The organism is Glutamicibacter sp. BW80, assembly GCF_002332385.1.
GTDB lineage: Bacteria > Actinomycetota > Actinomycetes > Actinomycetales > Micrococcaceae > Glutamicibacter.
This window is the reverse complement of record NZ_NRGV01000001.1, coordinates 259,017-282,209: the sequence shown is the minus strand read 5'-3', so window position 1 is coordinate 282,209 and position 23,193 is coordinate 259,017. Positions and strand designations below refer to the sequence as shown.

Here is a 23,193-nt window from a genome sequence, read left to right as displayed (position 1 = left end):
TTCGATACTAGTCGGTCGAACGCGCCGCGCGCTCCTTGGGGCTTAATACCGGGCCTTGTTCGTGGACCGGGCGCCCGTCGTTGCTCAGCCACACCTCGCGCTTGTCGAGCTTGACCAGGTCGACGAAGAGCTCGGCGATTTCCTTCTGGTTCAGCGTTTCGTGCTCCAGCAGGGCCAGGGCCAGGCGGTCCAGCACGTGGCGGTTGGCGGTCAGCGCCCAGTAGGCGTCGTCATGCGCCTGCTCGATGAGCGTGCGCACCTCCTCGTCGACCAGGTGGGCCATCTCATCGGAGTAGTCCCGGCTCGCGGTGCCCATGCCCTGCGCGGCGGCCGAGGAGGCCAGGCGCACCGCGCCGATCTTCTCGCTCATGCCGTATTCGGTGACCATCTTGCGTGCGGTGTCGGTGGCCTTCTCGATGTCGTTGGAGGCGCCGGTGGAGGGATCGTGGAAGACGATCTCCTCGGCCACGCGCCCGCCCATGGCGTAGGCCATCTGGTCCAGCAGCTCGTTGCGGGTGATCGAGTACTTGTCGGACTCCGGGACCACCATGGTGTAGCCCAGGGCGCGGCCGCGGGGCAGGATGGTGATCTTGGTGACCGGTGCGGTCTGGTTCATCGCCGCGGCCACCAGCGCGTGGCCGCCCTCGTGGTAGGCGGTGACCTTGCGCTCGTGCTCGTCCATCAGCCGGGTGCGCTTCTGCGGGCCGGCCATGACGCGGTCGATGGCCTCATCCAGCGCGCGGTCATCGATCAGGTTTGCGTTCGAGCGGGCGGTGAGCAGCGCGGCCTCGTTGAGCACGTTGGCCAAATCCGCGCCGGTGTAGCCCGGGGTCTTCTTCGCCACCGCGTTCAGATCCACCGTGGCGTCCATCGGCTTGCCGGCCACGTGGACCTTCAGAATCTGTTCGCGGCCCTTCAGATCCGGTGCCTCCACCGGGATCTGCCGGTCGAAGCGTCCCGGGCGCAGCAGCGCCGGGTCCAGCACGTCCGGGCGGTTGGTCGCGGCAATCAGGATGACGTTGGTGGTGGCGTCGAAGCCGTCCATTTCGACCAGCAGCTGGTTCAGCGTCTGCTCGCGTTCATCGTTGCCGCCGCCGATGCCGGCGCCGCGGTGCCGGCCCACGGCGTCGATCTCGTCAACGAAGATGATCGCCGGGGAGTTGGTCTTGGCCTGTTCGAACAAATCGCGGACGCGCGAGGCACCCACGCCGACGAACATCTCGACAAAGTCGGAACCCGAAATCGAGTAGAACGGGACCGCCGCCTCGCCGGCCACGGCCTTGGCCAGCAGCGTCTTGCCGGTGCCCGGAGGGCCGTAGAGCAGCACGCCCTTGGGGATCTTCGCGCCCAGGGCCTGGAATTTGGCGGGCTCCTGCAGGAACTCCTTGATTTCGTGCAGTTCCTCCACCGCCTCTTCGGCGCCGGCCACATCCACGAAGGTCACCTGCGGCATATCCTTGGTGATCAGTTTCGCCTTGGACTTGCCGAACTGCATCACCTTCGAGCCACCACCCTGGCTGCGCGCCAAGATGAACCAGAAGATGCCTGCAATCAGGATGAAGGGGATGATGATGCCGAGCATCGAGAGCAGCCAGTTGTTTTCCACCGGCTGATCGGTGAACTTGCTCAGCTGCGCGTCGTTCATCGCGTCGACCACCTGGTCGGCGCGGGGCACGGAGTAGTAGAAGGAAATCTTCTTTCCCTTGTCCACTCCGTCGACGTTCAGCGCGTCGCGCAGGGTCAGGTCTACTCGTTGATCTCCGTCGAAGATCTTCGCTTCGGTGGCGTTACCGCTGGTGAGTTGGTTCAGGCCCACGGAGGTATCCACTTGTGCCGAACCGTTGCCGAATACCATCGGCAGGAACAACACCATCGCGGTCACACCGACCAGGACCCAAATGATCCAGCTGTTAAAAATCTTCTTAGTTTTCATCGACCCGAAAGGTCCCGTACCTTTCGCATCCCCCTCACGCGTTCTGCCGGCGTCCGGGCAACGCCACCTTCGATTCAGTTCAACGCCTAAGCGGCGTTAAAAGTTCCCTACTCGTAGATGTGCGGAGCCAAGGTGCCCACGCAGTCCAGGTTGCGGTACTTTTCCGCGTAATCCAAGCCGTAGCCGACAACAAATTCGTTGGGAATGTCCATGCCGACGTATTTCACGTCGATTTCCACCTTCGCCGCTTCCGGCTTGCGCAGCAGGGTGCAGATTTCCACCGAGGCCGGGCCGCGGGATTCCAGGTTGGCCTTCAACCAGGACAGGGTCAGGCCCGAGTCGATGATGTCTTCGACGATGAGCACATGCTTGCCCATCAAATCGGTGTCCAGGTCCTTGAGGATGCGCACCACGCCGGAAGACTGGGTTCCGGAACCGTAGGAGGAGACCGCCATCCAGTCCATGGACAGGTGGGACTTCAGCGCGCGGACCAGATCCGCCATGACCATCACCGCACCCTTGAGCACGCCGACAACGAGGATGTCGCGTCCCTCGTAATCCTTGTCGATCTGTGCAGCCAGTTCGTCGATACGAGCCTGGATGTCTTCCTTGGTATACAGTACGTGCGCGAGATCGGCCTTGACTGTGTTCGAATCCACGAGGGTTCTCCTGATTCTCAGAGGTGGGGTACTCAACTAGAGTGCCACATTTAGTTTAGTGTTGTTGAGCTTGTGGTGGTGAAAACTATCACCGAGGAGCGCCGCAGCGCGCTGATCTTGCCTTCGAGCTGCACCGGACCGGCCGAACGGGACTTGCTCGCCCCCACCCCGGCCAGCGCGCACAGGGCCGCCGTGCGCTCGCTGCCCAGGTTCAGCGCCCCGGCGTCGGCGGCGGCCAGACGCAGCACCCTGGAGGCGATGGCCTCGGGAAAAGTGGCAAGAATACGCAAGTCCACCCCGGCGGCGCTGCGCGCCTGCTCCCACGCCCGCCCGGCCCAGGCGTCCAGCGCGTCTGCATCCGCCGCCGCCAGCGCCGCAGTGCGGGCCAGCGCCTCGGTCAGGTGCCCGCCGAGCTGCGCACGCAAAAACGGGAGCACCTCGTGGCGGATGTGGTTGCGCCGGTAGGCGGTGTCCGCGTTGCTCGGGTCTTCCCAGTACTCCACTGAGGCCCGTGCGCAGATTTGCTCGGTGTCCTGGCGGGTCAGCTCCAGCAGCGGACGGGCGTAGGGGCCGCGCGAAACAGGTATTCCGGCCAGGGACCTGGTGCCCGAACCGCGCAGGATCCCCAGCAGCACCTGTTCGGCCTGATCGTCTTTGGTGTGCGCGAGCAGCAGGCGTTGCGCCCCGGTCTGCTCCATGGCCTGCTCGAAGGCCGCATACCGGGCGGCCCGGGCGGAGGCCTCGTCCCCGGCGGTGTGCACCGTCTTGAGCAGCACCTCTTCCAGGCCCAGCGCCTGGCATTGCGCGGCGGCGCGCGCCGCCACCGCGGCGCTGCCCGGTTGCAGGCCATGGTCCACGATCACCACGGCAAAGCGGATTCGCTCGCGCAGCTGGCTCGCGGCGATGGCCAGCGCCAGGGAGTCGGCCCCGCCCGAAACGCCGAGCAGCGCGAATTCTCCGGCCTGCGCCGCCACCGCGTTGCGGGCCAGGTCGATCGGCCGGCTCATCGGGTGCGGGCCAGCCAGCGTGCGGGGTTATCGAGTTCCGCGGAGCTCGGGAACAATTCCCGGTCGGTGAAGATCTCATTGAAGCCGGCATAGCCGATCTCGTCCACCAGGTGGCGCACGAACTTCGCGCCGCGCTCGTACTGGCGGGCCTTGGCGTCCATGCCCAGCAGCTTGCCGATCCAGCTGGCCCAGGGCGAACGGTTCTTGCCGCGGGCGGTGAAGCGGTTGCGGATGGTCTTGATCGTGCGGATCGAGCTGACGTCGTTCATCACGACCATGGCGTGGCCTTCGAGCACCGACATGATGCTGGTCAGCTCGCCGACCTCGCTGCGCATGGTTTTGATCCGCGCCCCGAGGTCATTCATCGAGCTGGTCTTTCCGCCCAGCGGCTCGAAGACCTCGGCCAGGGTCTGCTTCATCACCCCCGGGATCCATGGCGCATGCTCGAACTGCAGCCGGTGGGTCTGCTCGTGGGTGGCGATCCACAGGTAGAAGTCCCGCGCGTTCAGGTTCAGCTCGCCGCGGATCTGGGTGATCGTCGGGGCGTTGAGCAGCAGCCGGGGACCGGCGAACGGGTCGAATTGCCCCAGCACTCTGGTGCCGAGCACCGAAAGCACCGCGCCGAGTTCCGCCCCGGCGATCAGCGGCAGGGCGGTGGGGGTTTTGGGCATCTCGGGAAGCATTGCGGCAAAGTTCTGGCTGACCGCCTTGGCCCAGCCGGCGCGGTCCACCACCAGGGTTTCGGATGGTGCGGTGGAGGTCAGCTGCGAGATCCGTTCGGCTTCTCCGAGCCCCTGCCCGCCGGCGATGCGCAGTTCTTCCACGATCCGCGCCGCCTGTTTGCCGCTCAGCGCCGGCCCGGCGGGCATGAGCGTTTTTGCGGTGCCTACGGCGAGATCCCAATCGATGAACTGGCTCATGTAATTCTCCTACCGGCACCCACAGCCGCGCAGGGCGGTGACTGCCTGGTCGATGGTTGGTTTATGTGGTGCCAGCGTCCCGTCGGGCTGCGCGGCAAAGATGCTGAAGGCGATCAGCCGCCCGTCTTCGGTCAGCGTCATTCCGGTCAGCGTGGCCACCCCGGTCAGCGATCCGGTTTTTGCCCGCACCAGCCCGAGGGTAGCGGCCGCATCGAGCCGATTCATCAGGGTGCCGTTGTACCCGGCGACGGGCAGCGAGTAGACCAGCTCGCGCAGTTCGGGTTTTCCGCTGGTGGCCGCGGCGCGCAGCAACGTGGTCAACGCGGCCGGTGAAATTTGGTTGGTTGCCGCCAGCCCGCTGGTATCCACCAAAGATATGACGGTGGCGCCATATGTTTGCGCCACCTGCTGCACGGCCAGCCCGGCCTGCTTCGGGTCCATGCCCTTGTGCACCGCGACCATTCGGCCCATGGCTTCGGTCAGGTAGTTGTCCGAGACCAGCAGCATGTGCTTGATCTGGACGCGCAGCGGGGCCGAGAGCACCTCGGTGAGCTGTTCCCCGCCCTCGTAGGCGCCGCGTCCGCCCGCGTTGACCTTCACCTGCTTGCCCAGCTCGGCGGCGAAGACCTTGCGCACCTGCTGTGCGGCATCGGACTGATAGGCCGAGCGGGTGCTTTCGGCGGCGCGTCCGGCGTAGTGCGCGATCGGGTAGACCGCGCCGATGTTATTCGAGGTGAACAACGACTTATCCCAGGCCGGATTCCGCTGCGCATCGCCGAAGAGCGAATCGTCGAGCCAGAGCTCCACCTCCCCGATGCCGCGATCCGCCAGGGCCTTCGCGGTTTGCGCCGCGAGGGTGGCCAGGCCCGCATATCCCTTGGGGTGCGCGGGATCGGATGCACCGTCGCCCAGCAGCACGTCCCCGCCGCCGCGCAGCACCAGGGTGCCCCCGTCGAGCCACACGCTGGTGGACAGTTGGTGCTCCCCGCCGAAGGTATCCAGCGCGGCCAGCGCGGTGGCCACCTTCAGGCTTGAGGCCGGAGTTCCGGGAGTTTGCGCATTCTTGTCGTAGAGTACCTTGCCGCTGGCCACGTCGACCACCTGGGCGTTGAAGGAGGTCTTATCCCCCTTGGTGCCCAGGATCGCATCCAGCTGCGCGGAGAGCACCGCGCTATCGGGCATCGGAGCCTCGGGATCCAGATCCTGCAGGGCGACAGGTTCGGCTGCCGGGGCGGTTGCACTGGCGCGCACGTAATGCGCCTGCGGTTCACCGGTGAAGCTGCGCGGCGCGCTGAACATCGCCACGGCCATGCCCACCACCGCCAACAGGGCCACCGCCAGCGTCAGTGCGCGTCTTGCGGCAGTGTTCATGTGAGCATGTTCCTCTCGCGGGTTTAGCTACTTATGCCCCCGGGGGCGATACGCTTATTAGCGGATATCCCTAAGACTAGTTTAGGAGTGTGCTTTTTATGAGCCACGACGTGACCATCGAGATCCCAACTGGATCACGCGTCAAGTACGAAATCGACCACGAGACCCATCGCTTACGCCTGGATCGAGTGCTCTTCACCTCCATGCAGTACCCGACCCACTACGGCTACTTCGACGACACCCTGGGCGAAGACGGCGATCCATTGGACGCCATGGTTTACATCCCGGGTGTCGATTTGATCCCTGGCGTCATCGTCGAGTCCCGCCCCATCGGCGTTTTCAACATGACCGACGATGGCGGTGGCGACGCGAAGCTGCTGTGCGTGCCGACCGACAAGCGCTTCGACCACATCAAGGAACTCGAAGACATCGATCAGTGGCTGATCAAGGAAATCGAGCACTTCTTCACCCGCTACAAGGACCTGGAACCGGGCAAGTGGGTCAAGGCCGAGGGCTGGGAGGGGCGCGCGGCCGCCGAGGCCGAACTGGCTCGCTCCATCGAGCGTTTCAAGGCTTAACCACGATCTAGGGGCGGGGACCGATTGGTCCTCGCCCCTAGTTATTTCGAAAGGCAACCCGTGCTCGCTGCTCTCGACCTGCCCACGCCGCTGAATGCCGAGGTAATGCTGCGTCGCGCCGAAGCGGCGGACCTTCCGGCATTGCGCCGGCTCTTGGCCGATGATGTGCTTGGCGCCGCCCGCGAAGCAACGGTCGAGTCCGAGGGCTATGCGCAGGCCCTGGAACGGTTGCTGGCCGATCCCGGCAACGACCTGGTGCTCGGCGAACGCGCCGGCGAGGTGATCGCGATGCTGCAGTTGACTTCCATCCCCGGGATCTCCCGGGGCGGATCCGTCAGATTGAACGTGGAGGCGGTCCGCGTGCGCTCCGATTCCCGCTCGACGGGCCTGGGTTCGGCGATGCTGCGCTGGGTAATCGACGCGGCGGCGCCGGCCTGCGCCGCCGGGCTGATCCAGCTCACCTCCGACGCCTCGCGGCTCGAAGCCCACCAGTTCTACCAGCGGCTGGGCTTCAGCGCCTCGCATCTCGGATTCAAGCTCCGGCTGAACCGTTAGAGCCCGAGAACCTTCTCCAAAACAGGCTCTTCGGGCAGGCTCTGCACATCCTTCAACCTGCGTTCCACCGCCCGGGTTCGGGTTCCGGCCTCCTTGACGGTGTTCTGCGCGGTGGTCAACTGCTTCTCCAGCTTGTCCCACACGTCCCCATACTTGCCAAACTCGGCCTTCGCCGCGGAAAGCACCTGCCAGACCTCGCTGCTGCGCTTTTCGATGGCCAGGGTCCGGAAGCCCATCTGCAGGGAATTGAGCAGGCTCATCAGCGTCGTCGGACCGGTGACCAGCACCCGGTGTTCGGTTTGCAGCCGGCTGGCGAGTCCCGGGCGGCGCACCACCTCGGCGAAGAGCCCCTCGGTGGGCAGATACATGATCGCGAAGTCCGTGCTGTGCGGCGGTTCGATGTACTTCTCCGCGATTTTCTTCGCCTGGATGATGATGGCCTTATCCAGCGCCTTGCTCGCCGCATCGATTTGCACCTTGTCGCCCGATTCCTGGGCGTCCAAGAGCCGCTCGTAGTCTTCCTGCGGCAGCTTCGAGTCAATCGGCAGATATACCGGATTCTCGTCCCGACCAGGCATGATCACCGCGAACTCGACGCTGTCGCGGCTCTCGGGCCGGATCACCACGTTCTGCGCATACTGCTCCGTGGTGAGCAGGTCTTCCAATTGGCGCGAGAGCTGCACCTCACCCCAGGTGCCCCGGCTTTTCACATTTGTCAGCACACGCTTGAGCCCGCCGACATCTGCCGCAAGATTCTGCATTTCGCCCAGCCCCTTTTGCACCTGCTCCAAACGCTGGCTGACCAGCTCAAAAGATTCACCGAGCCGCTTCTCCAAGGTCCCTTGCAGTTTCTCGTCGACCGTCTCGCGCATCTTCTCGAGCTTCGACTCGTTGCCCACGCGCAAGCGCTCGAGTTCTTCGCGCAGCGCACCTTGCAGCTGGCGGTGCATGTGCTGATTCGATTCGTTCAGCGCGGTGATCTTCGCATCCACGGTGGTGCGGATCGCTTCCAGCCGCTGTTCGCTGTCCCGGCGCACCTCGTGCAGCGAATCGCGCAGCTCGCCGCGTTGCGCGCCCAGGTCCTGGCGCAGCTCGCCATGGGTTGCGCGCACCGTCGCGGCAATCTGTTCCTGATCATTCGAACCGGTCCGCCGTACGATCAGCAAGAGCGCGCCGACGGCAAGCAGGATATTGAGTAGCACAAGCACCAACAGCACAATAGTCATAGCTCAAGAGGTATCAGCACCGTCGGACATAATGGACCCATGCGCATCCTGGTCACCGGCTTTGAGCCCTTCGGAACCGACACCCACAACGCCAGCGCCGAGCTCGTGCGCCGGTTGCCGGCCACGGCCGGCGAACACCAGATCGTAACCGGACTCCTGCCAGTATCCTTCACCCGTGCATTCCCGGCCCTGGGCGAGTTGCTTAGCATGCACCAACCGGACGCGCTGGTGCTGCTCGGAGAGGCCGGCGGGCGCACCGAGATCAATCTGGAGCGCTGGGCGGTCAACGAGCACACTGCGCGCATCGCCGATAACGACGGCCACCAACCGGCCGGCGAGCGCATCATTCCCAACGGTCCGCGCCGCCGCGAGGCGACGCTGAAAACACCTAGTCAACTGGCAGTCAGCGAGGATGCCGGCAGGTTTGTGTGCAACCACATCGCCTACCACGCCTACGGTTTGAGCATCCCGGCGCAATTTATCCACGTCCCCGCATGGCGCCCCGGCAACGCGCGGGCGCTGGTTGGTGCGGAGACCGACACGGTAGCACTGGCACACAGTGAACTGAGCTTTGCCGGCCTTAGCGAGGCAGTAATTACTTTCTGTTCACAGTTGGTTGAGGGATAGTTCATTGCAACACAGTTCGACCGACGTTTGATTAATGAAAAAGAAGTCAGCACTAAATCCGGAGTAGAACGGGAATTTTGAAACCAATGGACAATGGCACCAACCTTGGCAAAATCTTTACTACAGAACCGATGGCAATGCGTGCCCTGGCTGCCGAACTGCGTTTCGCGCCAACGGTCACTCAACAGGTTTTCGAAAGTGTATTTCAAATCAGGATCGGCAGCCTCAATCGCATTTCATGCGAAGTTTCAAAACGCGAGAATTTGGACATCGTAATCGAATTTGAACGCGCAACAATCGGTATCGAAGGGAAGATCGGGCACGAAGTCACGCTGGGTCAACTCGAACGCGAATGGAACCACGTCGATCATTTGATGGTGCTGGTCAAAGAACCAGAGGATGTCATGATTCAAGACTCCAGCGTGCCTTATCAGGTGATTAGTTGGGACCAGCTTTTGGAGCATTACCCAACATCTCGTATCACCGCAGCGGACATAAATTCGGTAAATGACAGGTCCCGTATTGCTCGACGAGTATTGAATGCGGTGGATGTTGCAGAAATTCTTCCAACAACCTGGACGTACAACGTCCGTCCCGGAGGGTCGGGCTATCCAGGAATCGAGGCCTACAGTCCAATTCTTGATTCCGGACGCCAGATGATCGTCCAAATTGAGGCTGACCGTCAAAATCCCAGCGGTTCTTATCTGGGGAACGTTGGTATCTCTGTGAAACCATCTGACTTTTCATTGGACGAGCCCGAAGCTGAACCACTCTGGATCTCACTTATCAAGCAAATGGCTCCAAATTTGGAAGCAACCTTGGCTGGGACACCTGCTCAGATCTCTTGCGGCGCCGGACGCGGCGCTAAGGGGTTCTCCAAAAGAAAAATTGAGCTAGCCAAACGTTTTCATCTCGACCTTCATCGAGCAACGGGTTATACAGATTCATATATAGGTGTTCGAACGCTCAAGGTGGGTCCAGATAAACTCCCCGAATTGGTCAAGGCACTGCTTCCGGCAGCGGTGAAAATTTTCGAAGATGAGTTAGCGAACTAACCTTTACCACGCCGGCTTCCGCGCAGGCCGATTACTTGCAAGTCTTGTGTTTTCACTTATCACGCCGGCACTGGCTACCGTTGAGCCTATGAGCTTGACGAACCTATCCCCGCGCCAGCAGTTTGCCGCCGGCCGGGTCCCGCTGCGCCTGGCGAACCTGTTCGGCGGGCTGCTGCTCTTCGCGTTGGCGATGGCGCTGATGGTGCGCGCCGATCTGGGCGTGGACCCGTGGAACGTCTTCCACCTGGGCATCACCCACCACGTACCGCTGTCCTTGGGCACCGTGGTGATCATCGTGGGCGTTCTGATGCTGCTGACCTGGATCCCGATGAAGCAGTGGCCGGGGATCGGCACCGTGGCCAATGTCTTTGTCATCGGCCTGGCCCTGGACCTCTTTCTGCTCATCCTTCCGCAGGTCTCCGGGCTGGGCTGGCAGATCCTCACGTTGCTCGGCGCGATCGCAATCAACGGGCTGGGCGGTGCGATGTACATCGGCAGCCACTTCGGCGCCGGGCCGCGCGACGGGTTGATGACCGGGCTGCACCTGCGCACCGGGTTGAGCATCCGGCTGGTGCGCACCAGCATCGAGCTGCTGGTGCTGGGCATCGGCTGGCTGCTCGGCGGCCCGGTGGGCCTGGGCACGGTGGCCTATGCGCTGCTCATCGGTCCCGCCACGCAGTTCTTCTTCCGCTTCACCATCATCAAGCTAGGCGCCACCGGCGCGCGGATCTGAGGCCAGTTCGCCCAGCGCCGCGATGACCATGGCTTCCACGCCGCGGGCCAGGGTCGGCTCGATCAGCGGGGCGAAATGCGGCGAATGGTTCGCCGCCGCCTTGCCTTCCGCGTAGGCCTGCGGGTCCATTCCGCCGAGCAGCCAGTAGCTGTAGGGCACGCCGAACGCGTCGGGGATCCGGCTGAAGTCCTCCGAGGCGCTCTGCCGGCTGGCGTTGCCCACCGTCCCGAAGTACGCTTCGAAGGCCGCGCTCACCCGCGCGGTGACCGCCTCGTCGTTGGCGGTCAGCGGGAACTGGTCGTAGTACTCGAACTCGGGTTCCACCGGGGAGCCGGCCGCCGCGCACTCCCCGCGGACGATCCGCTCCACCGCGGCGATCAGCGTTTCGCGCACCGCGTTGTCGTAGCTGCGCAGGTTCAGCAGCAGCGTTGCCCTATCCGCGATGATATTGGACTTCGTGCCCACCTGCACCGAGCCGATGGTCAGCACCGCGAATTCGCCGGGCTGCACCTCGCGGGAGACCACCGACTGCAGGCGCAGCACGATCGCCGCGGCCAGCACCACCGGGTCCACCGACAGCTGCGGCATCGAACCGTGTGCCCCCTGGCCGTGCACGGTGATGCGGATCGAGTCCCCGGCCGAAAGCACCGGACCGGCGACGGTCTGCAGGCTCCCGGCCGGCTGCGCCATCACATGCTGGGCGAAGGCCACATCGGGGGCGGGGATCTTGTCCGCCAACCCGTCGGCGAGCATCGCCGCGGAGCCCTGCGCGGTCTCCTCGGCCGGCTGGAAGAGCGCAAGGTACGTGCCGGCCCACTGTTCGCGGTGGTCGGCCAGCAGCTTCGCGGCGCCCAGCAGGGCCGCGACGTGCACATCGTGCCCGCAGGCGTGCATCACCCCGTCATTTTCCGAGGCGTAGTCCAGCCCGGTGGCCTCGCGCACCGGCAGTGCATCCATCTCCGCGCGGGCCAGCACGGTGCGCCCGGGGCCGTTGTCCAGCACGCCGACCACCCCGGTGCCGCCCACCCGATGCACCCGGTAGCCGAACTCTTCCAGCTTGCGGACCACCAGCGCCGAGGTGCGGGTTTCCTCCAGGCTCAATTCCGGATGCCGATGCAGGTCACGATAGGTCTCATGGATCCATTCCAGTTCCGGGTCGAGTTCGGCCAATACCTTGCGTGCGGCGTCCATGGGGCTCCCTTTCAGCAGACAAGACCCAATATATGCCCCGCGGCGACCCTGCGGAAAGCATATGTCGCGCTCCCCGGTTGCACTGCAAAACCACCAACTCAAGCAATGCTTGAACCATGTACTCCGATTCGGCTCGTCCCGTCGAGGTCAAGCACTACAAGGTCCACGTGGCCGGCGGCCAGCGCCTCGCGATCGTCATTTTCGCCGGTTGCACGACAAAACCACCGGCTCAGGCAATACTTGAATCATGTTTGTCCTTGCGCTCAGCCCGAAGCCGCGCTCCGTCACCGACGTGCAGGCGGCCGCCGAACTCCTCTGGGACCAACTAGAGCACGTGCACGCCCATGCACCGTTCATGGCGCTCAGCGGCCAGCTCTTGCTTGGAGTGCCGCATGACGCACAGTCGGCTATCGACGCGATCATGCGTTGCGCCCGGTTGAATTTCTGCCACATCGGCCTAGGGATAGGCACGCTCTATGAGCCGGTCCCGGACCAAGCCGACCTCATTGAGGGCATCGCCCAGCGCCGCGCCCTGGGTGCGCTGGAGGCCGCCACGCACCGCGGGGAACGCGTGCCGATCAGCGTCTCCTGCGGCGATCCGGACCTGGACCTCGAGCTCGAAGGCCTGCTGCGCCTGCTCGGCCATTCGGTGCGCACCCGCACCGAGGCCGAATGGGCGGTGGTCGACCTGCTGACCCCCGGTGTGCGCGGCCAGCAGAAGGCCATCGCCGAGGTCCTGGACATCACCCCGCAGGCGGTCTCCGCCGCGATCGTGCGCTCCGGCTACCACGATGAGATCGACGCCCGTGGTGGCATCGCAAGGCTGCTGGAGCTCGCCGATCAGCATTAAAACCACTATATTCGAAGACATTTTCGAACTAATGCGGTAGAATTATAGTATGTCCGAAGCAATGGTGCGACGACATCGCCCACCAACACCGGCGCTGCATCAGGATCTCGAATCGCTGATGGGTCGGCTGCAGAGCAAACTGGCGTGGATCGAAGAACACGGCAGCGAAGCGGAATGCGCCCAAGCCATTGAGGAACTCGAAGAGCTCATCTCCAGCTACCGCTATCACCAGGCGGCCCTCTCGCACCAAGTCGAAAAGGAAGTTGTGCGCCAGCATGAGTTCCAGGGAACCTGCTCCGCCGATCTCACCCGGGGAGCGGCCAGTACGATCGCCCTGGCCCGGAAGCAGTCACCCAACGGATACCGCAGTTATCTGGTCAACTGCCGGATCTTGGCCGAAGATACCCCCTACCTCGCAGAGTGCTTCTCTCGCGGCGAACTCACCGAAGCCCAAGTCCTGGCGGTTCTTACGCCCCTGCAAGAGGTCAAAGCCGAACGCCGGACCGAATTCGACGCCACCTTCTGTGACAACCCGGACATGTTCGAGTCCCAAGGCCCCAAACAGCTCACCGACACGGTGCAACGCTTCACCTTGGCCCATGCCTCAGATGATCAGTGCCGGAAAATGAAGCAAGCGGACACCAAACGCCATGTCCGCTTCTCCAAAGGAAAGAACTGCGTACGCATCAGCGGCACCTTGCCCGTCGTCGCCGGCACAGCACTGCAAATGCATCTGCGCCAAGAGTCATTCCGTCTGAAGAAACAAGGCGATCTGCGTACCAGGGAGCAGATCAAAGCCGACCTGCTCTGCACCTACTTGCTGGCCGGCCGGCCGGAGAAGTTGCCGTTGCAACTGCACGTCGGGCTGATCATGACCGATAAGACCCTCCTCCTCGGCGAACGCGAACCGGCCTATATGGAAGGCTACGGATACGTTCCGCCGCAATACGCGCGGGAACTAATCGCCGGAAATTCCATTGGCAATGAGCAGAGTTTCGCCGAAATGGAATCCGCCAAAGCTCAGGAGCATCTGGATCGCCTAGAGACCCTGGCCGACGTGACGCGACTCTACACCGCCCCAGGGGACGGGGAATTGATCGCAATGGACTCCAAGGCCCGCGCCTTCCCCGAAAAGCTTCGCCGCTTCGTGAGGATTCGAGACCGGCACTGCCGCACCCCATTCTGCGATGGGCTGGTCGAAGAGACCGACCACGTACTTCAGCATCACCTAGGCGGCCCTACGGATAGCGACAATGCGGCAGGGCGCTGCCCGACCTGCAATAAGGCCAAAGAAAAACCCGGTTGGCTTGAAGTCGTAGCGCTCAAGGGACCGCACACCATGCGAGTGAACCCGGGCTCCTCGATGATGTATCTATCGACGGCCCCGCCGGCGACCGGATACCTGCACAAACCATTTCCGCAACTACTGCGTGATTCAAAATGGGTGCGAGGCGTCAAGCTCCGGCTGATAAATCAGGAATCCAGCGGTCCCGGACCATAGCCCACGCTCCGTAGGCAGTGCTTACTCCCAGCTAGCGCTGCAACAGCCGTTCTAGAACGATCGCCAAACCATCTTCGTCCACCGAAGCGGTTACCTCGTCTGCGACGATTTTGACCTCGTCGGGGGCTTGGCCCATCGCGACCCCGAGGCCGGCCCACTGGAGCATCTCAATGTCGTTACGACCATCGCCCACAGCGATTGATTGAGCCGATTCGAACTTCAGCTCGGTGCGCAACCGCTCAAGCCCACTGGCCTTGGTGACACCCTCGGCGGCGATATCCAACCATGCGGTCCAACCCACCGAGTAGGTGACGCCGGAAAGGCCCAGACCGTGTACGGCCTGGCCGAAGTCTTCGGCCGTCGCATCGGTGGAGAAGACCACCACGCGGACAGCCCTGCTGCGTAGCAATTCGTCAAAGTCAACGACCTTGGATTCGGCACCAAAACTCGCATCGGTAAAAACATCGCTGGACAAGAATTCACCGCGTTCATTCTCCACCGCATATTTCGCGTTCGGCAGCTGACGCATCAACGCCGCCAGTGCGAGCGACGGGTCAAAGACCTCGCGGTGCAGTACTTCTACCTTCTCGCCCTGCACGCGGGCGAGCACGCCACCGTTGCTGGCCACGACAAAGCCGTGGTCGATGCCTAGCTCGCTCATAATAGGCAGTGCCGCACCGAGCGAACGCCCGGTGGAGATCACGACCTCATGCCCGGCGGACACCACCGCGCGGGCAACGTCGCGCACCCGGGCGCTCATCAAACCTTGGTGATTGACGATCGTCCCGTCGACATCCAGGCAAATCATCAACTTTTCGTTCTGCAGCCGGTCGTCGTTGCCGGTCTTAGTCAAAATAGTCATGATTCAAGTGAACCACCGCTGCGTGGATATTGCGATGATCCACGGCACAATGGCAGGTGAACTGCGGATTAAAAGACAATCGACCGGCCTTTGCGGGGCCGGTCGATTAGCTTACTTCAGGACTTCAAGCCCACCCAGGTAGGGTTGCAGCGCCTTAGGCACGTTGACCGTGCCATCCGCGTTCTGGTGGTTTTCCAGAATCGCAACGATCCAACGGGTCGTGGCGAGTGTGCCGTTCAGGGTGGCTACCGCGCGGGTCTTGCCAGGCTTGCCGTCGACGATCTCGCGTTCGCGGATATTCAACCGGCGGGACTGGAAGGTCGTGCAGTTCGAGGTCGAGGTCAGCTCGCGGAAGGTCTCCTGCGATGGCACCCAAGCCTCGCAGTCAAACTTACGCGCCGCACTCATCCCCAGGTCCCCGGCGGCGGTGTCGATGACACGGTATGGAAGCTCCATGCGCTTGAGCATTTCTTCCTCCATCGCCAGCAGACGCTCGTGTTCGGCCTCGGCCTGGTCAACCGTGGTGTAAATGAACATTTCGAGCTTATTGAACTGGTGCACGCGGATGATGCCACGGGTGTCCTTGCCCGCGGAACCGGCCTCGCGGCGGTAGCAGGAGGACCAGCCGGCGTAGCGGATCGGACCCTCGGACAGGTCCATGATCTCGTTGGCGTGGTAGCCGGCCAGCGCGACCTCTGAGGTGCCGACCAGATACAGGTCGTCACGTTCCAGCTTGTAGATCTCATCGTCGTGTTCGACGTCGAAGCCGGTACCCTGCATGGTTTCCGGGCGGACTAGGGTCGGGGTGATCATTGGAATGAATTCGCGTTCGACCGCGAGCTCCAGCGCCATGTTCATCATCGCGATTTCCAGCCGCGCGCCGATGCCCTTCAGGAAATAGAAGCGTGATCCGGAGACCTTCGCCCCGCGTTCCATGTCGATCGCTCCGAGCTTCTCGGCGATCTGCAGATGATCCAGCGGTTCGAAGCCTTCGGCGGCGAAGTCGCGCGGGGTGCCGACGGTCTTCACCAGGGCGAAGTCGTCTTCACCGCCGGCTGGGATACCGTCGATGATCAGGTTTGGGATGGAGCGCTGCAAGGAGGTGCAGGTAGCGGCCGCTTCGTCGGAGGAAGCCTGGGCAGCCTTGACGGCCACCGCAAGCTCCTTGACCTCCGCAAGCAGTGCTGCACGTTCCTCGCCCTTGGCGGCGCCAACCTTCTTGGAGAACGCATTCTGCTCTGCGCGCAGGCGTTCGTAGGTGGCTATGGTTTCGCGACGCGCCGAGTCAGCCTCAATCAGCTGGTCAATCAGCGCTTCGTCGGCACCGCGCGCGCGTTGCGAGGCGCGGTACATATCCGGATTATCGGTGAGCATTTTCAGGTCGATCACATCTTAAGCGTAGCAATCTTGAGTACGATGAGAGCACTATGCAGAGAAACCGCGTGATCTTATTATCCGTAGCCGGTGCCGCAGCTGTGCTCGCGGCCGTAACCGGGTATTCCGTGCGTAAGCTGTCTCAGGACGGGAAACCGATGAGCCAGCACCCTTCGGCGAAGGAGCAATCCGAGTCGAAGAAGGTTGGGCTGGTCATCAATCCATCCAAGTCAGGTGCCGTCGAAGCGCGTGATGCGGTAGCCCACGTGTGTGCCGAGGCCGGCCTCGAAGAGCCGCTGGTTTTCGAAACGACACCGGAGAATGCGGGTCAAGAAGCCGCCCAAAATGCGCTCGATGCCGGATGCGACACAATTATTGCCGCCGGTGGCGACGGCACGATTCGCGCCGTCGCAGAAGTACTCGAAGGCACCGAAACGACTCTCGGGTTGCTGCCGCTGGGCACCGGCAACCTGCTGGCCCGAAACGTCGAGGTGCCGCTCGACGACCTGCACACCGCGGCGCTGGTCGCCGTGCGCGGCATGGTGCGACGCATCGACGTGGGCCATATGAAGCTGAAACTGCTGGATGGCAGTAGCGCGGACCACGCGTTCTTGGTGATCGCCGGGGTGGGCACCGACGCGGACCTGTTCGACGACACCGACGAGGAGCTGAAATCCAAGGTCGGCTGGCTTGCCTACTCGGAGGCCGGGCTGCGCCAGCTGCCCGGGCGGCGCAAAAAGGTCGAGATCAAGCTCTCCAACGACGACGCCTGGCAGACCCGTAAGGTCCGCTCGGTGCTCTTCGCCAACTGCGGCAAGCTGCAGGGCGTGGACTTTGTCCCGGATGCGAAGATCGACGACGGGGTGCTCGACGCGGTGGTGCTCTCGCCGCGTTCGGCCGCCGGATGGGGCTGGATCCTGTTGAAGACCGCATTCCGCTCGCGCAACAAGATCCCGGTGATGAGCTTCTACCAGAGCACCGACATCTCATTGCGCTGCGTGGAACCGATGAACACGCAGATCGACGGGGATCCAACCGGCCAAGTCAACGAGCTGCAGGTCTCGGTCAACCCGTCCTCGCTGCGCATTCGCACGCCCTAGAGGCGGGCCTTCAGCTTGAGCACCCAGTCCCGGGCCTCGCTGAACGCACCGTCTGAATTGTGCGTATCGATGAACGGGCGGGTGCCCTGCGCCGCCGGGTAGGACCCCAAGAAGCGCAGCTCCGGGCAGAGCCGGTGCAACCCGGCAAGGGCCGCGGAGACGCGCTCTTCGGCGATGTGCCCCTCGACGTCGACGGAGAAGAAGTAGCGCCCCAGGCCCGCGCCGGTGGGGCGGGATTCGATGCGCGAGAGGTTGACCCCGCGCGCGGTGAATTGCTCCAGAATTCCCATCAACGCGCCCGGCCGGTCCTCGGAAAGCGGCAGAATCAGCGTCGACTTATCCACACCCGTCGGCGCCGGGATCGCCCCCGGCGAGGTGACCAGGATAAATCGGGTGACCGCCCCGGCGTTGTCTTCCACGCCACGCACCAGCACCTTCAGGCCGCGCGCTTCGGCAACCAGCGGTGAGCAGATCGCCGCGTCGTGGTGCTGCTCCGGGTCCAGCAGTCCCAGCGCGCCGGCGGCCGTGGAAGCAGCCGGGGTGAAAACCGCGGCCGGGATATTCGCTTCGGCCCACAACCGGCATTGCGCCCAAGCGTGCCCGTGTGTGGAAATTTCGCGGATCTGCTCCAGCGCGCCGATATTCGCCCGGACCGCCAGCACGAAGCTGATCGGCACCAGCACCTCGGCGACGATCTGCAGGGATTCTCCGGCGGCGATGGCGTCCAGGGTGGCCGACACGCCGCCCTCCACCGAGTTCTCGATCGGCACCATCGCGGCGTCGGCACTGCCCTCGCGGACCATCGCCAATGCGCTATTAACGCTGCTGGCCGGAATGCGCTCGGAATCGAGCGCCCCGGGAACCTGCAAAAGTGCCGCCTCGGTGAAAGTTCCGGCAGGGCCTAAATAGGCGTATTTCATCGAACGGTGGGTTCCTGACCGTTATCCGCTTCCATCGGGAGCTTGGCTTCGAGCCACGCGTCCGAGCCACCGGCGATGTTGAACGCCGTGTAGCCCAGGCCGGTCAGCCAGGCCGCCGCCTGCGCCGAGCGTCCACCGGTGCGGCAGATGACGTAGGTGTCAACATCCGGGTCCAGCTCTTCCACGCGGGTCGGCAGCTCGCCGAGCACGATGTGCTTGGCTCCAACGGCGCGGCCGGCCTCCCACTCGAAGTCCTCGCGCACGTCGAGAATCAACGCGTCCTTAGGTACGTCGGTGACCTGAACAGTCTCAAAGTCGCTCATGGTTGGCATTCCTCTCTGGTTGGGTGTTTGCTTATAAGACTAGTCATTCCCCGCCTCGAAAGCAGATATGAAGACGAGATCCGCCCTGAAATTGCGTGATGAGCTGGCCAGTGGAGAGCGTTCCAGCCGCGAGGTGACCGAACACTATCTGCGTCGCATCGATGAGCTCGACTCGCTTGGCGCATTTGTGTACGTGTCTCCCGACGCGATGGATGCGGCGGCGGCGGCCGATGAGAAGCAGGTGCGCGGGCAGATCGGCCGGTTGCACGGGCTGCCTTCGGCATTCAAGGACCTGAACGAGGTGGCCGGCATGCCCACCACCTACGGATCCGCCGCCATGGAGCACCAGCTCGCGACGGCGGATCACCCGCTGGTCGCGCGGTTGCGTTCCGAGGGCGTGGTGATCACCGGCAAGACGCAGGTTCCGGAATTCGGACTGAGCAGCTACTCGGAAAATCTCGTCGCTCCGCCCTCGCGCAATCCCCTGGATCCGCGGCTGACCTCAGGGGGTTCCTCCGGCGGCCAGGCCGCGGCGATCGCCGCCGGGATGATTCCCGTAGGCCCGGGCTCCGATGGCGGCGGGTCGGTGCGGATCCCCGCCGCAGCCTGCGGCCTGGTGGGGCTCAAGCCCTCGCTGGGCCGGGTGCCCAGCGACGTGGTCGACGGCTATCTGGACGCGTTCGGCGCACCGAAGATGACGGTTTCCGGCCCGTTGGCCCACGATGCCTTGGATGCGGCGATGCTGCTCGATGCGATGCGCGGCAGCGACCACTTTCTGCCGCTGCTGCGCGGCAGCTACCCCGAAAGGCTCAAGGGGTTGCGCATCGGCTACAGCACCCTCTCCCCCTTCGAAAGCGCCTACCCGATCACCCTGCAGGCGCCCGCGCGCGAGGCCTTCGAACGCGCCAAGCGGCTGCTGGAGGCCAGGCACCGGGTGGAACCGGCGGATCTTCACTACGCGGGCGACTACCCGGAAACCTTCGCCCGGGTGTGGACCAATGGATTGCGCAATATTCCGGTCGACGATGAGAGCCTGCTCGGCGAGTTGGCCAGAGACTTCCGCCGGCGCTCCACCGCGCGCAGCCTCGAGGTGAGCCTGCAGGCGGCATCCCGGCTGAAGCAGATCGCTGCGGATTTTGTGCGACAATGGTCCGCCCATGACGTGATCCTCACCCCGGCGATGGCTTCGACTCCGCCGGAGATTGGCTATTTCACCCGCAAGGATGCGGATACCGACTATATGCTGCAGTGCCAGTACACCCCCTATACCTCTATGGTGAACGTCTCCTCGGTCGCCGCAATCACGGTTCCGATCACGAATTCGAGCTCCGGAATGCCGATGAGCGTCCAGCTGATCTCGCCGCGCGCCGATGAGGGACTGCTTTTGGCGTTGGCCAAACAATTGGGCAAGTGAGCCGGGAAATTTACCGTTACCAGCAGTATGGGTAACATGTGAAATAGATCGCAAAAGTGGGCACTTGCCCAAGGAAAAGCGAAAAATGTTACGCATGTCTACTGTTACTTCGAGCACCCCGGGTACCAATAAAACTTTCTTTGGCCATCCGCGTGCGCTCGCAAACCTCTTTAGTGTCGAAATGTGGGAGCGCTTCTCCTTCTACGGCATGCAGGCTCTGCTGGCCTACTACATGTACTACTCGGTCACCGATGGTGGCCTGGGCATGGATCAAAGCTTGGCGCTGTCGCTCGTCGGCGCCTACGGCGGCGCCGTCTACCTGTCCACAATTCTTGGCGCCTGGCTCTCGGACCGCCTCTTCGGCTCCGAACGGGTGCTGTTCTTCTCGGCGATCGGCATTATGGCCGGCCACGTCGCCCTGGCGCTGCTGCCGGGCTACCTTGGACTGACCTTGGGCCTGATCCTGGTGGCCGTCGGCTCCGGCGGATTGAAGGCCAACGCGGTGGCCTTGGTCGGTTCGCTGTACTCCAAGGAAGACTCGCGCATCGACGCGGGCTTCTCGCTGTTCTACATGGGCGTGAACATCGGCGGTCTGCTCGGCCCGCTGCTGACCGGCCTGCTGCACCAGAAGCTCGGCTTCCATTACGGTTTTGGCGCCGCGGCCGTCGGCATGGCCCTCGGACTGATTATCTACACCAAGGGGCGCAAGAACCTCCCGGACACCGCGGGGCAGGTGGCCAACCCGCTGCCGGCCAACGAGCGCAAGCGCTACGCGGGCATCTTCGCGGGGATCTTGGCGGTGATCGTGCTCGTCTTCGCGCTGAAGATCGTCACCCCGGCAAACCTTGCAAGCACCATCGCCTACGTGGTGATCGCCGCCAGCGTGGTGTACTTCGTATTGATCCTGCGCAGCAAGAAGGTCAGCGCCGTCGAACGCAAGCACGTCTGGGCGTTCATCCCGTTCTACATCGGCTCGGCGGCCTTCTGGGCGCTGTTCCAGCAGCAGTTCACCTTCATCGCGGCCTACTCCGATAGCCGCTTGGATCGCACCCTGGGCGGCTGGGAGATGCCGGCGAGCTGGGTGCAGTCGATCAACCCGGTATTCATCATCTTGCTAGCCAGCGTGTTCGCCGCCATGTGGACCAAGCTGGGGAAGCGCCAGCCGCGCACTTCGGTGAAATTCGGCTTGGCTCTGGTCGTCGTGGGTGCCGCGTTCTTGTGCTTCATCCCGCTCGAATCCCTGGAGATGACTCCGCTGCTTGCGATGGTCGGCATCCTGTTGCTGTGCACCATTGCCGAGCTGCTGCTCTCCCCGATCGGGCAGGCGGTTGCCACCAAGCTGGCTCCGGCGGCGTTCGGGACGCAGATGATCGCGCTGTTCTTCCTCTCGGTATCCCTGGGCACCACGCTTTCGGGCGTGCTGGCAGGCTACTATGTTGCGGGCAACGAAATCCCGTACTTCCTCGCGATGGGCGGCACCGCCATCGTGCTGGGCGTGGCAATGATCGCGGCCACCCCGGCGCTGAAGAAGCTCATGGGCTCGGTGCTCTAAGCTCCGAATTTTTGGCAGGCCTCCGCATCCATGCGGGGGCCTGCCTTCGTTTTAAGCCAAGACCAGCAGTTCGCCGATCTCGCAGTCGAGCGCTTGGCAGATCGCGACGAGAGTGGAGTAGCGGATCGCCTTCGCTCGGTCATTCTTGAGAATCGATAGATTCACCACCGAGACATCGACGAGCTCACTGAGCCGTGCGAGGGTCATCCCACGCTCCGCGAGCAAGTCACCAAGCCTGCAATGCACGCTGCCCATGGGCCTACACCAGCCCATCTGTATCTGCTTGGAGACGCTGGTTCTGCGTAGTCAGCGTCAGGCCAACGGTGACGAGCTCGGCGACCACCAGAATGCCCAGAGCCAAGAACAGCGCACCGAATTCGAAGTAGATCGCGAAGGTCGGTTCAGGCCAGGGGGTGGCGGCGGTAAATTCTTGAGCCGCGCTGGTGAATCCGTCGATCCGCAGGGTTTCTTCACCGGCAAGGCTACTGCCAAAGCCATTCAAGAATTGCCCGAGGGTATTGCCCAGGGCAAGGATCGCCGCTACTAGCCAGCCGGCGCGGCGCAACCGCGGGGTAAACGCCACCCCGGCGCGAAGCCGGTTGCATAACAGGATCACCGCGAGAATCACCGCGCAGCCGGCCAGCCCCTCGAAGATGGCCCCGGAGGCGAGCAGCAGGCGGACACCCAGGCTCAGGTTGCTCGCGGTCACCAGCACTTCGTTGATTTCCGCGGCGACAGCTTCGCCGTGTTCCGGAGTCACGTCCGTGACGTTTGGGTATTCCGGCCAATATGGCACCACCGGAACCAAGACTTCAACCGGGCCGCCGAAGATCAAGACGGCAGCTGACGCGATCGTGGTTACCCCGACTCCGACAAGTCCGATGATCGCTACGATGCGGGTGAAAGCAACAATCGAGGGCCCACGCTTCGAGCCGAAAACCGCGATGAGCAGCAGGGCGAGAGCCCCAATGGCGAGGACTGCCGCGAGTCCGAAGGCTAAGCCCGACATGGCCGATCCTATCGATAGTCGTTAACAACGAATATCGTTATGCTAACTCGGAAGCTTGATGAATACCAGCGGCCTAGGCGAACTCGTTCAGGCCCGAATAGTCGACCTCGTAGTTCTCGATCACCCCCACGGAGAAGACAACCAACCAGATGATGAACGCGTAAAGCAATACCGCGATCGCCAGGCCGACCCACGAGGTAATCAAGCCGGCCAAACTAAGCCCGCGGCTTGACGGTTCACGGCGCTGGGCCAGGTGCCCGGTGATTACCCCGGCCAAGGGAACTAGGATGATTATGCAGAAGCCGAGCATCGAGAGGATGCCCAGCACAAGCGAAGCCGTCGAAAGCCCTGCAGGCTCTCGCGGTTGCTGATACGGATTATTCGGATAGTAAGTCATCGACTTCGATTATTCTATGAACCCAGCCAAAATGCA

General features: G+C 63.2%; 24 protein-coding genes. 10 read left to right on the top strand and 14 right to left on the bottom strand.

The features are described 5' to 3' along the window. Positions 1-7: 7 nt before the first annotated feature. The 5 genes from ftsH to CIK76_RS01270 all read right to left on the bottom strand — a co-directional run bounded on the left by ftsH (position 8) and on the right by CIK76_RS01270 (position 5,890). Positions 8-1,933, bottom strand: coding sequence for an ATP-dependent zinc metalloprotease FtsH (gene ftsH, locus CIK76_RS01290; RefSeq protein WP_096282984.1), 1,926 nt, complete (start codon positions 1,931-1,933; stop codon positions 8-10). Between the two features lie 107 nt (positions 1,934-2,040). After that, positions 2,041-2,592, bottom strand: a complete 552-nt coding sequence (hpt, locus tag CIK76_RS01285; RefSeq protein WP_096282983.1) for a hypoxanthine phosphoribosyltransferase — start codon at positions 2,590-2,592, stop codon at positions 2,041-2,043. Positions 2,593-2,642: 50 nt separating this feature from the next. Beyond that, positions 2,643-3,599 carry a tRNA lysidine(34) synthetase TilS gene (tilS, locus tag CIK76_RS01280; RefSeq protein ID WP_096282982.1) on the bottom strand — a complete coding sequence of 319 codons (957 nt, stop codon included), beginning with the start codon at positions 3,597-3,599 and terminating at the stop codon, positions 2,643-2,645. Next, positions 3,596-4,519, bottom strand: a complete 924-nt coding sequence (locus tag CIK76_RS01275; RefSeq protein ID WP_096282981.1) for a zinc-dependent metalloprotease — start codon at positions 4,517-4,519, stop codon at positions 3,596-3,598. Before CIK76_RS01275 ends, tilS begins: the two co-directional genes overlap by 4 nt. Positions 4,520-4,528: 9 nt before the next feature. Beyond that, on the bottom strand, positions 4,529-5,890 hold the full coding sequence (locus CIK76_RS01270) for a D-alanyl-D-alanine carboxypeptidase (protein WP_096282980.1): 1,362 nt from the start codon (positions 5,888-5,890) through the stop codon (positions 4,529-4,531). Between the two features lie 98 nt (positions 5,891-5,988). Here CIK76_RS01270 and CIK76_RS01265 point away from each other — a divergent pair, with 98 nt between their 5' ends. Further along, complete coding sequence (locus tag CIK76_RS01265; RefSeq protein WP_096282979.1) at positions 5,989-6,468, top strand: inorganic diphosphatase; 480 nt, start codon at positions 5,989-5,991, stop codon at positions 6,466-6,468. Positions 6,469-6,528: 60 nt separating this feature from the next. Further along, positions 6,529-7,023, top strand: coding sequence for a GNAT family N-acetyltransferase (locus tag CIK76_RS01260; RefSeq protein WP_096282978.1), 495 nt, complete (start codon positions 6,529-6,531; stop codon positions 7,021-7,023). Here CIK76_RS01260 and rmuC read toward each other — a convergent pair. Beyond that, positions 7,020-8,249, bottom strand: coding sequence for a DNA recombination protein RmuC (gene rmuC, locus CIK76_RS01255; RefSeq protein ID WP_096282977.1), 1,230 nt, complete (start codon positions 8,247-8,249; stop codon positions 7,020-7,022). The genes CIK76_RS01260 and rmuC overlap by 4 nt on opposite strands. A gap of 39 nt (positions 8,250-8,288) precedes the next feature. On the opposite strand from rmuC, the gene CIK76_RS01250 reads away from it, so the two are divergent. The 3 genes from CIK76_RS01250 to CIK76_RS01240 all read left to right on the top strand — a co-directional run bounded on the left by CIK76_RS01250 (position 8,289) and on the right by CIK76_RS01240 (position 10,664). Further along, positions 8,289-8,876 carry a pyroglutamyl-peptidase I gene (locus CIK76_RS01250; RefSeq protein ID WP_096282976.1) on the top strand — a complete coding sequence of 196 codons (588 nt, stop codon included), beginning with the start codon at positions 8,289-8,291 and terminating at the stop codon, positions 8,874-8,876. An 86-nt stretch (positions 8,877-8,962) separates the two neighbouring features. After that, complete coding sequence (locus tag CIK76_RS01245; protein ID WP_096282975.1) at positions 8,963-9,931, top strand: hypothetical protein; 969 nt, start codon at positions 8,963-8,965, stop codon at positions 9,929-9,931. Between the two features lie 88 nt (positions 9,932-10,019). Continuing rightward, positions 10,020-10,664, top strand: a complete 645-nt coding sequence (locus CIK76_RS01240) for a hypothetical protein (protein WP_096283008.1) — start codon at positions 10,020-10,022, stop codon at positions 10,662-10,664. Here the strand turns inward: CIK76_RS01240 and CIK76_RS01235 are convergent. Continuing rightward, positions 10,638-11,855 carry an amidohydrolase gene (locus CIK76_RS01235; protein WP_096282974.1) on the bottom strand — a complete coding sequence of 406 codons (1,218 nt, stop codon included), beginning with the start codon at positions 11,853-11,855 and terminating at the stop codon, positions 10,638-10,640. The two genes, CIK76_RS01240 and CIK76_RS01235, sit on opposite strands and share 27 nt — an antisense overlap. 247 nt (positions 11,856-12,102) lie before the next feature. On the opposite strand from CIK76_RS01235, the gene CIK76_RS01230 reads away from it, so the two are divergent. Beyond that, positions 12,103-12,705, top strand: a complete 603-nt coding sequence (locus CIK76_RS01230; RefSeq protein ID WP_096282973.1) for a hypothetical protein — start codon at positions 12,103-12,105, stop codon at positions 12,703-12,705. A gap of 49 nt (positions 12,706-12,754) precedes the next feature. Then, a complete protein-coding gene (locus CIK76_RS01225) occupies positions 12,755-14,206 on the top strand; it encodes a DUF222 domain-containing protein (protein ID WP_096282972.1) in 1,452 nt (483 codons plus the stop codon). Positions 14,207-14,237: 31 nt separating this feature from the next. Here the strand turns inward: CIK76_RS01225 and CIK76_RS01220 are convergent, their stop codons facing one another. Both CIK76_RS01220 and serS read right to left on the bottom strand, forming a co-directional pair. Beyond that, entirely contained in the window at positions 14,238-15,068 is an 831-nt protein-coding gene (locus tag CIK76_RS01220; protein ID WP_096282971.1) for an HAD family hydrolase, read from the bottom strand. Between the two features lie 111 nt (positions 15,069-15,179). Then, on the bottom strand, positions 15,180-16,457 hold the full coding sequence (serS, locus tag CIK76_RS01215) for a serine--tRNA ligase (protein WP_096282970.1): 1,278 nt from the start codon (positions 16,455-16,457) through the stop codon (positions 15,180-15,182). Positions 16,458-16,510: 53 nt separating this feature from the next. On the opposite strand from serS, the gene CIK76_RS01210 reads away from it, so the two are divergent. After that, positions 16,511-17,542, top strand: a complete 1,032-nt coding sequence (locus CIK76_RS01210; protein WP_255248299.1) for a diacylglycerol kinase family protein — start codon at positions 16,511-16,513, stop codon at positions 17,540-17,542. Here the strand turns inward: CIK76_RS01210 and pheA are convergent. Beyond that, on the bottom strand, positions 17,539-18,462 hold the full coding sequence (gene pheA / locus CIK76_RS01205) for a prephenate dehydratase (RefSeq protein WP_096282968.1): 924 nt from the start codon (positions 18,460-18,462) through the stop codon (positions 17,539-17,541). The two genes, CIK76_RS01210 and pheA, sit on opposite strands and share 4 nt — an antisense overlap. Further along, a complete protein-coding gene (locus tag CIK76_RS01200; protein ID WP_096282967.1) occupies positions 18,459-18,785 on the bottom strand; it encodes a rhodanese-like domain-containing protein in 327 nt (108 codons plus the stop codon). The genes pheA and CIK76_RS01200 overlap by 4 nt, the downstream gene beginning before the upstream one ends. A 67-nt stretch (positions 18,786-18,852) precedes the next feature. Here CIK76_RS01200 and CIK76_RS01195 point away from each other — a divergent pair, with 67 nt between their 5' ends. Both CIK76_RS01195 and CIK76_RS01190 read left to right on the top strand, forming a co-directional pair. Further along, positions 18,853-20,199 (top strand): amidase, encoded by a 1,347-nt coding sequence (locus CIK76_RS01195; RefSeq protein ID WP_096282966.1) that lies wholly within the window; start codon positions 18,853-18,855, stop codon positions 20,197-20,199. Positions 20,200-20,293: 94 nt separating this feature from the next. After that, complete coding sequence (locus CIK76_RS01190; RefSeq protein ID WP_096282965.1) at positions 20,294-21,751, top strand: oligopeptide:H+ symporter; 1,458 nt, start codon at positions 20,294-20,296, stop codon at positions 21,749-21,751. 51 nt (positions 21,752-21,802) lie between these two features. Here CIK76_RS01190 and CIK76_RS01185 read toward each other — a convergent pair whose 3' ends face one another. The 3 genes from CIK76_RS01185 to CIK76_RS01175 form a co-directional block, all read right to left on the bottom strand. Then, positions 21,803-22,024 (bottom strand): helix-turn-helix transcriptional regulator, encoded by a 222-nt coding sequence (locus tag CIK76_RS01185; RefSeq protein ID WP_096282964.1) that lies wholly within the window; start codon positions 22,022-22,024, stop codon positions 21,803-21,805. Further along, positions 22,011-22,760, bottom strand: coding sequence for a hypothetical protein (locus CIK76_RS01180; RefSeq protein WP_096282963.1), 750 nt, complete (start codon positions 22,758-22,760; stop codon positions 22,011-22,013). The genes CIK76_RS01185 and CIK76_RS01180 overlap by 14 nt, the downstream gene beginning before the upstream one ends. A gap of 73 nt (positions 22,761-22,833) precedes the next feature. Continuing rightward, positions 22,834-23,157 (bottom strand): DUF4190 domain-containing protein, encoded by a 324-nt coding sequence (locus tag CIK76_RS01175; protein ID WP_096282962.1) that lies wholly within the window; start codon positions 23,155-23,157, stop codon positions 22,834-22,836. Positions 23,158-23,193: the final 36 nt, after the last annotated feature.

What these genes read in the sequence shown, in the direction of transcription:
- ftsH (WP_096282984.1), bottom strand. Translation starts at nt 1,933, where the DNA reads ATGAAAACTAAGAAGATTTTTAACAGCTGGATCATTTGGGTCCTGGTC.
- tilS (WP_096282982.1), bottom strand. Translation starts at nt 3,599, where the DNA reads ATGAGCCGGCCGATCGACCTGGCCCGCAACGCGGTGGCGGCGCAGGCC.
- CIK76_RS01275 (WP_096282981.1), bottom strand. Translation starts at nt 4,519, where the DNA reads ATGAGCCAGTTCATCGATTGGGATCTCGCCGTAGGCACCGCAAAAACG.
- CIK76_RS01270 (WP_096282980.1), bottom strand. Translation starts at nt 5,890, where the DNA reads ATGAACACTGCCGCAAGACGCGCACTGACGCTGGCGGTGGCCCTGTTG.
- CIK76_RS01265 (WP_096282979.1), top strand. Translation starts at nt 5,989, where the DNA reads ATGAGCCACGACGTGACCATCGAGATCCCAACTGGATCACGCGTCAAG.
- rmuC (WP_096282977.1), bottom strand. Translation starts at nt 8,249, where the DNA reads ATGACTATTGTGCTGTTGGTGCTTGTGCTACTCAATATCCTGCTTGCC.
- CIK76_RS01250 (WP_096282976.1), top strand. Translation starts at nt 8,289, where the DNA reads ATGCGCATCCTGGTCACCGGCTTTGAGCCCTTCGGAACCGACACCCAC.
- CIK76_RS01245 (WP_096282975.1), top strand. Translation starts at nt 8,963, where the DNA reads ATGGACAATGGCACCAACCTTGGCAAAATCTTTACTACAGAACCGATG.
- CIK76_RS01240 (WP_096283008.1), top strand. Translation starts at nt 10,020, where the DNA reads ATGAGCTTGACGAACCTATCCCCGCGCCAGCAGTTTGCCGCCGGCCGG.
- CIK76_RS01235 (WP_096282974.1), bottom strand. Translation starts at nt 11,855, where the DNA reads ATGGACGCCGCACGCAAGGTATTGGCCGAACTCGACCCGGAACTGGAA.
- CIK76_RS01230 (WP_096282973.1), top strand. Translation starts at nt 12,103, where the DNA reads ATGTTTGTCCTTGCGCTCAGCCCGAAGCCGCGCTCCGTCACCGACGTG.
- CIK76_RS01225 (WP_096282972.1), top strand. Translation starts at nt 12,755, where the DNA reads ATGTCCGAAGCAATGGTGCGACGACATCGCCCACCAACACCGGCGCTG.
- CIK76_RS01220 (WP_096282971.1), bottom strand. Translation starts at nt 15,068, where the DNA reads ATGACTATTTTGACTAAGACCGGCAACGACGACCGGCTGCAGAACGAA.
- pheA (WP_096282968.1), bottom strand. Translation starts at nt 18,462, where the DNA reads ATGAAATACGCCTATTTAGGCCCTGCCGGAACTTTCACCGAGGCGGCA.
- CIK76_RS01200 (WP_096282967.1), bottom strand. Translation starts at nt 18,785, where the DNA reads ATGAGCGACTTTGAGACTGTTCAGGTCACCGACGTACCTAAGGACGCG.
- CIK76_RS01195 (WP_096282966.1), top strand. Translation starts at nt 18,853, where the DNA reads ATGAAGACGAGATCCGCCCTGAAATTGCGTGATGAGCTGGCCAGTGGA.
- CIK76_RS01190 (WP_096282965.1), top strand. Translation starts at nt 20,294, where the DNA reads ATGTCTACTGTTACTTCGAGCACCCCGGGTACCAATAAAACTTTCTTT.
- CIK76_RS01185 (WP_096282964.1), bottom strand. Translation starts at nt 22,024, where the DNA reads ATGGGCTGGTGTAGGCCCATGGGCAGCGTGCATTGCAGGCTTGGTGAC.
- CIK76_RS01180 (WP_096282963.1), bottom strand. Translation starts at nt 22,760, where the DNA reads ATGTCGGGCTTAGCCTTCGGACTCGCGGCAGTCCTCGCCATTGGGGCT.
- CIK76_RS01175 (WP_096282962.1), bottom strand. Translation starts at nt 23,157, where the DNA reads ATGACTTACTATCCGAATAATCCGTATCAGCAACCGCGAGAGCCTGCA.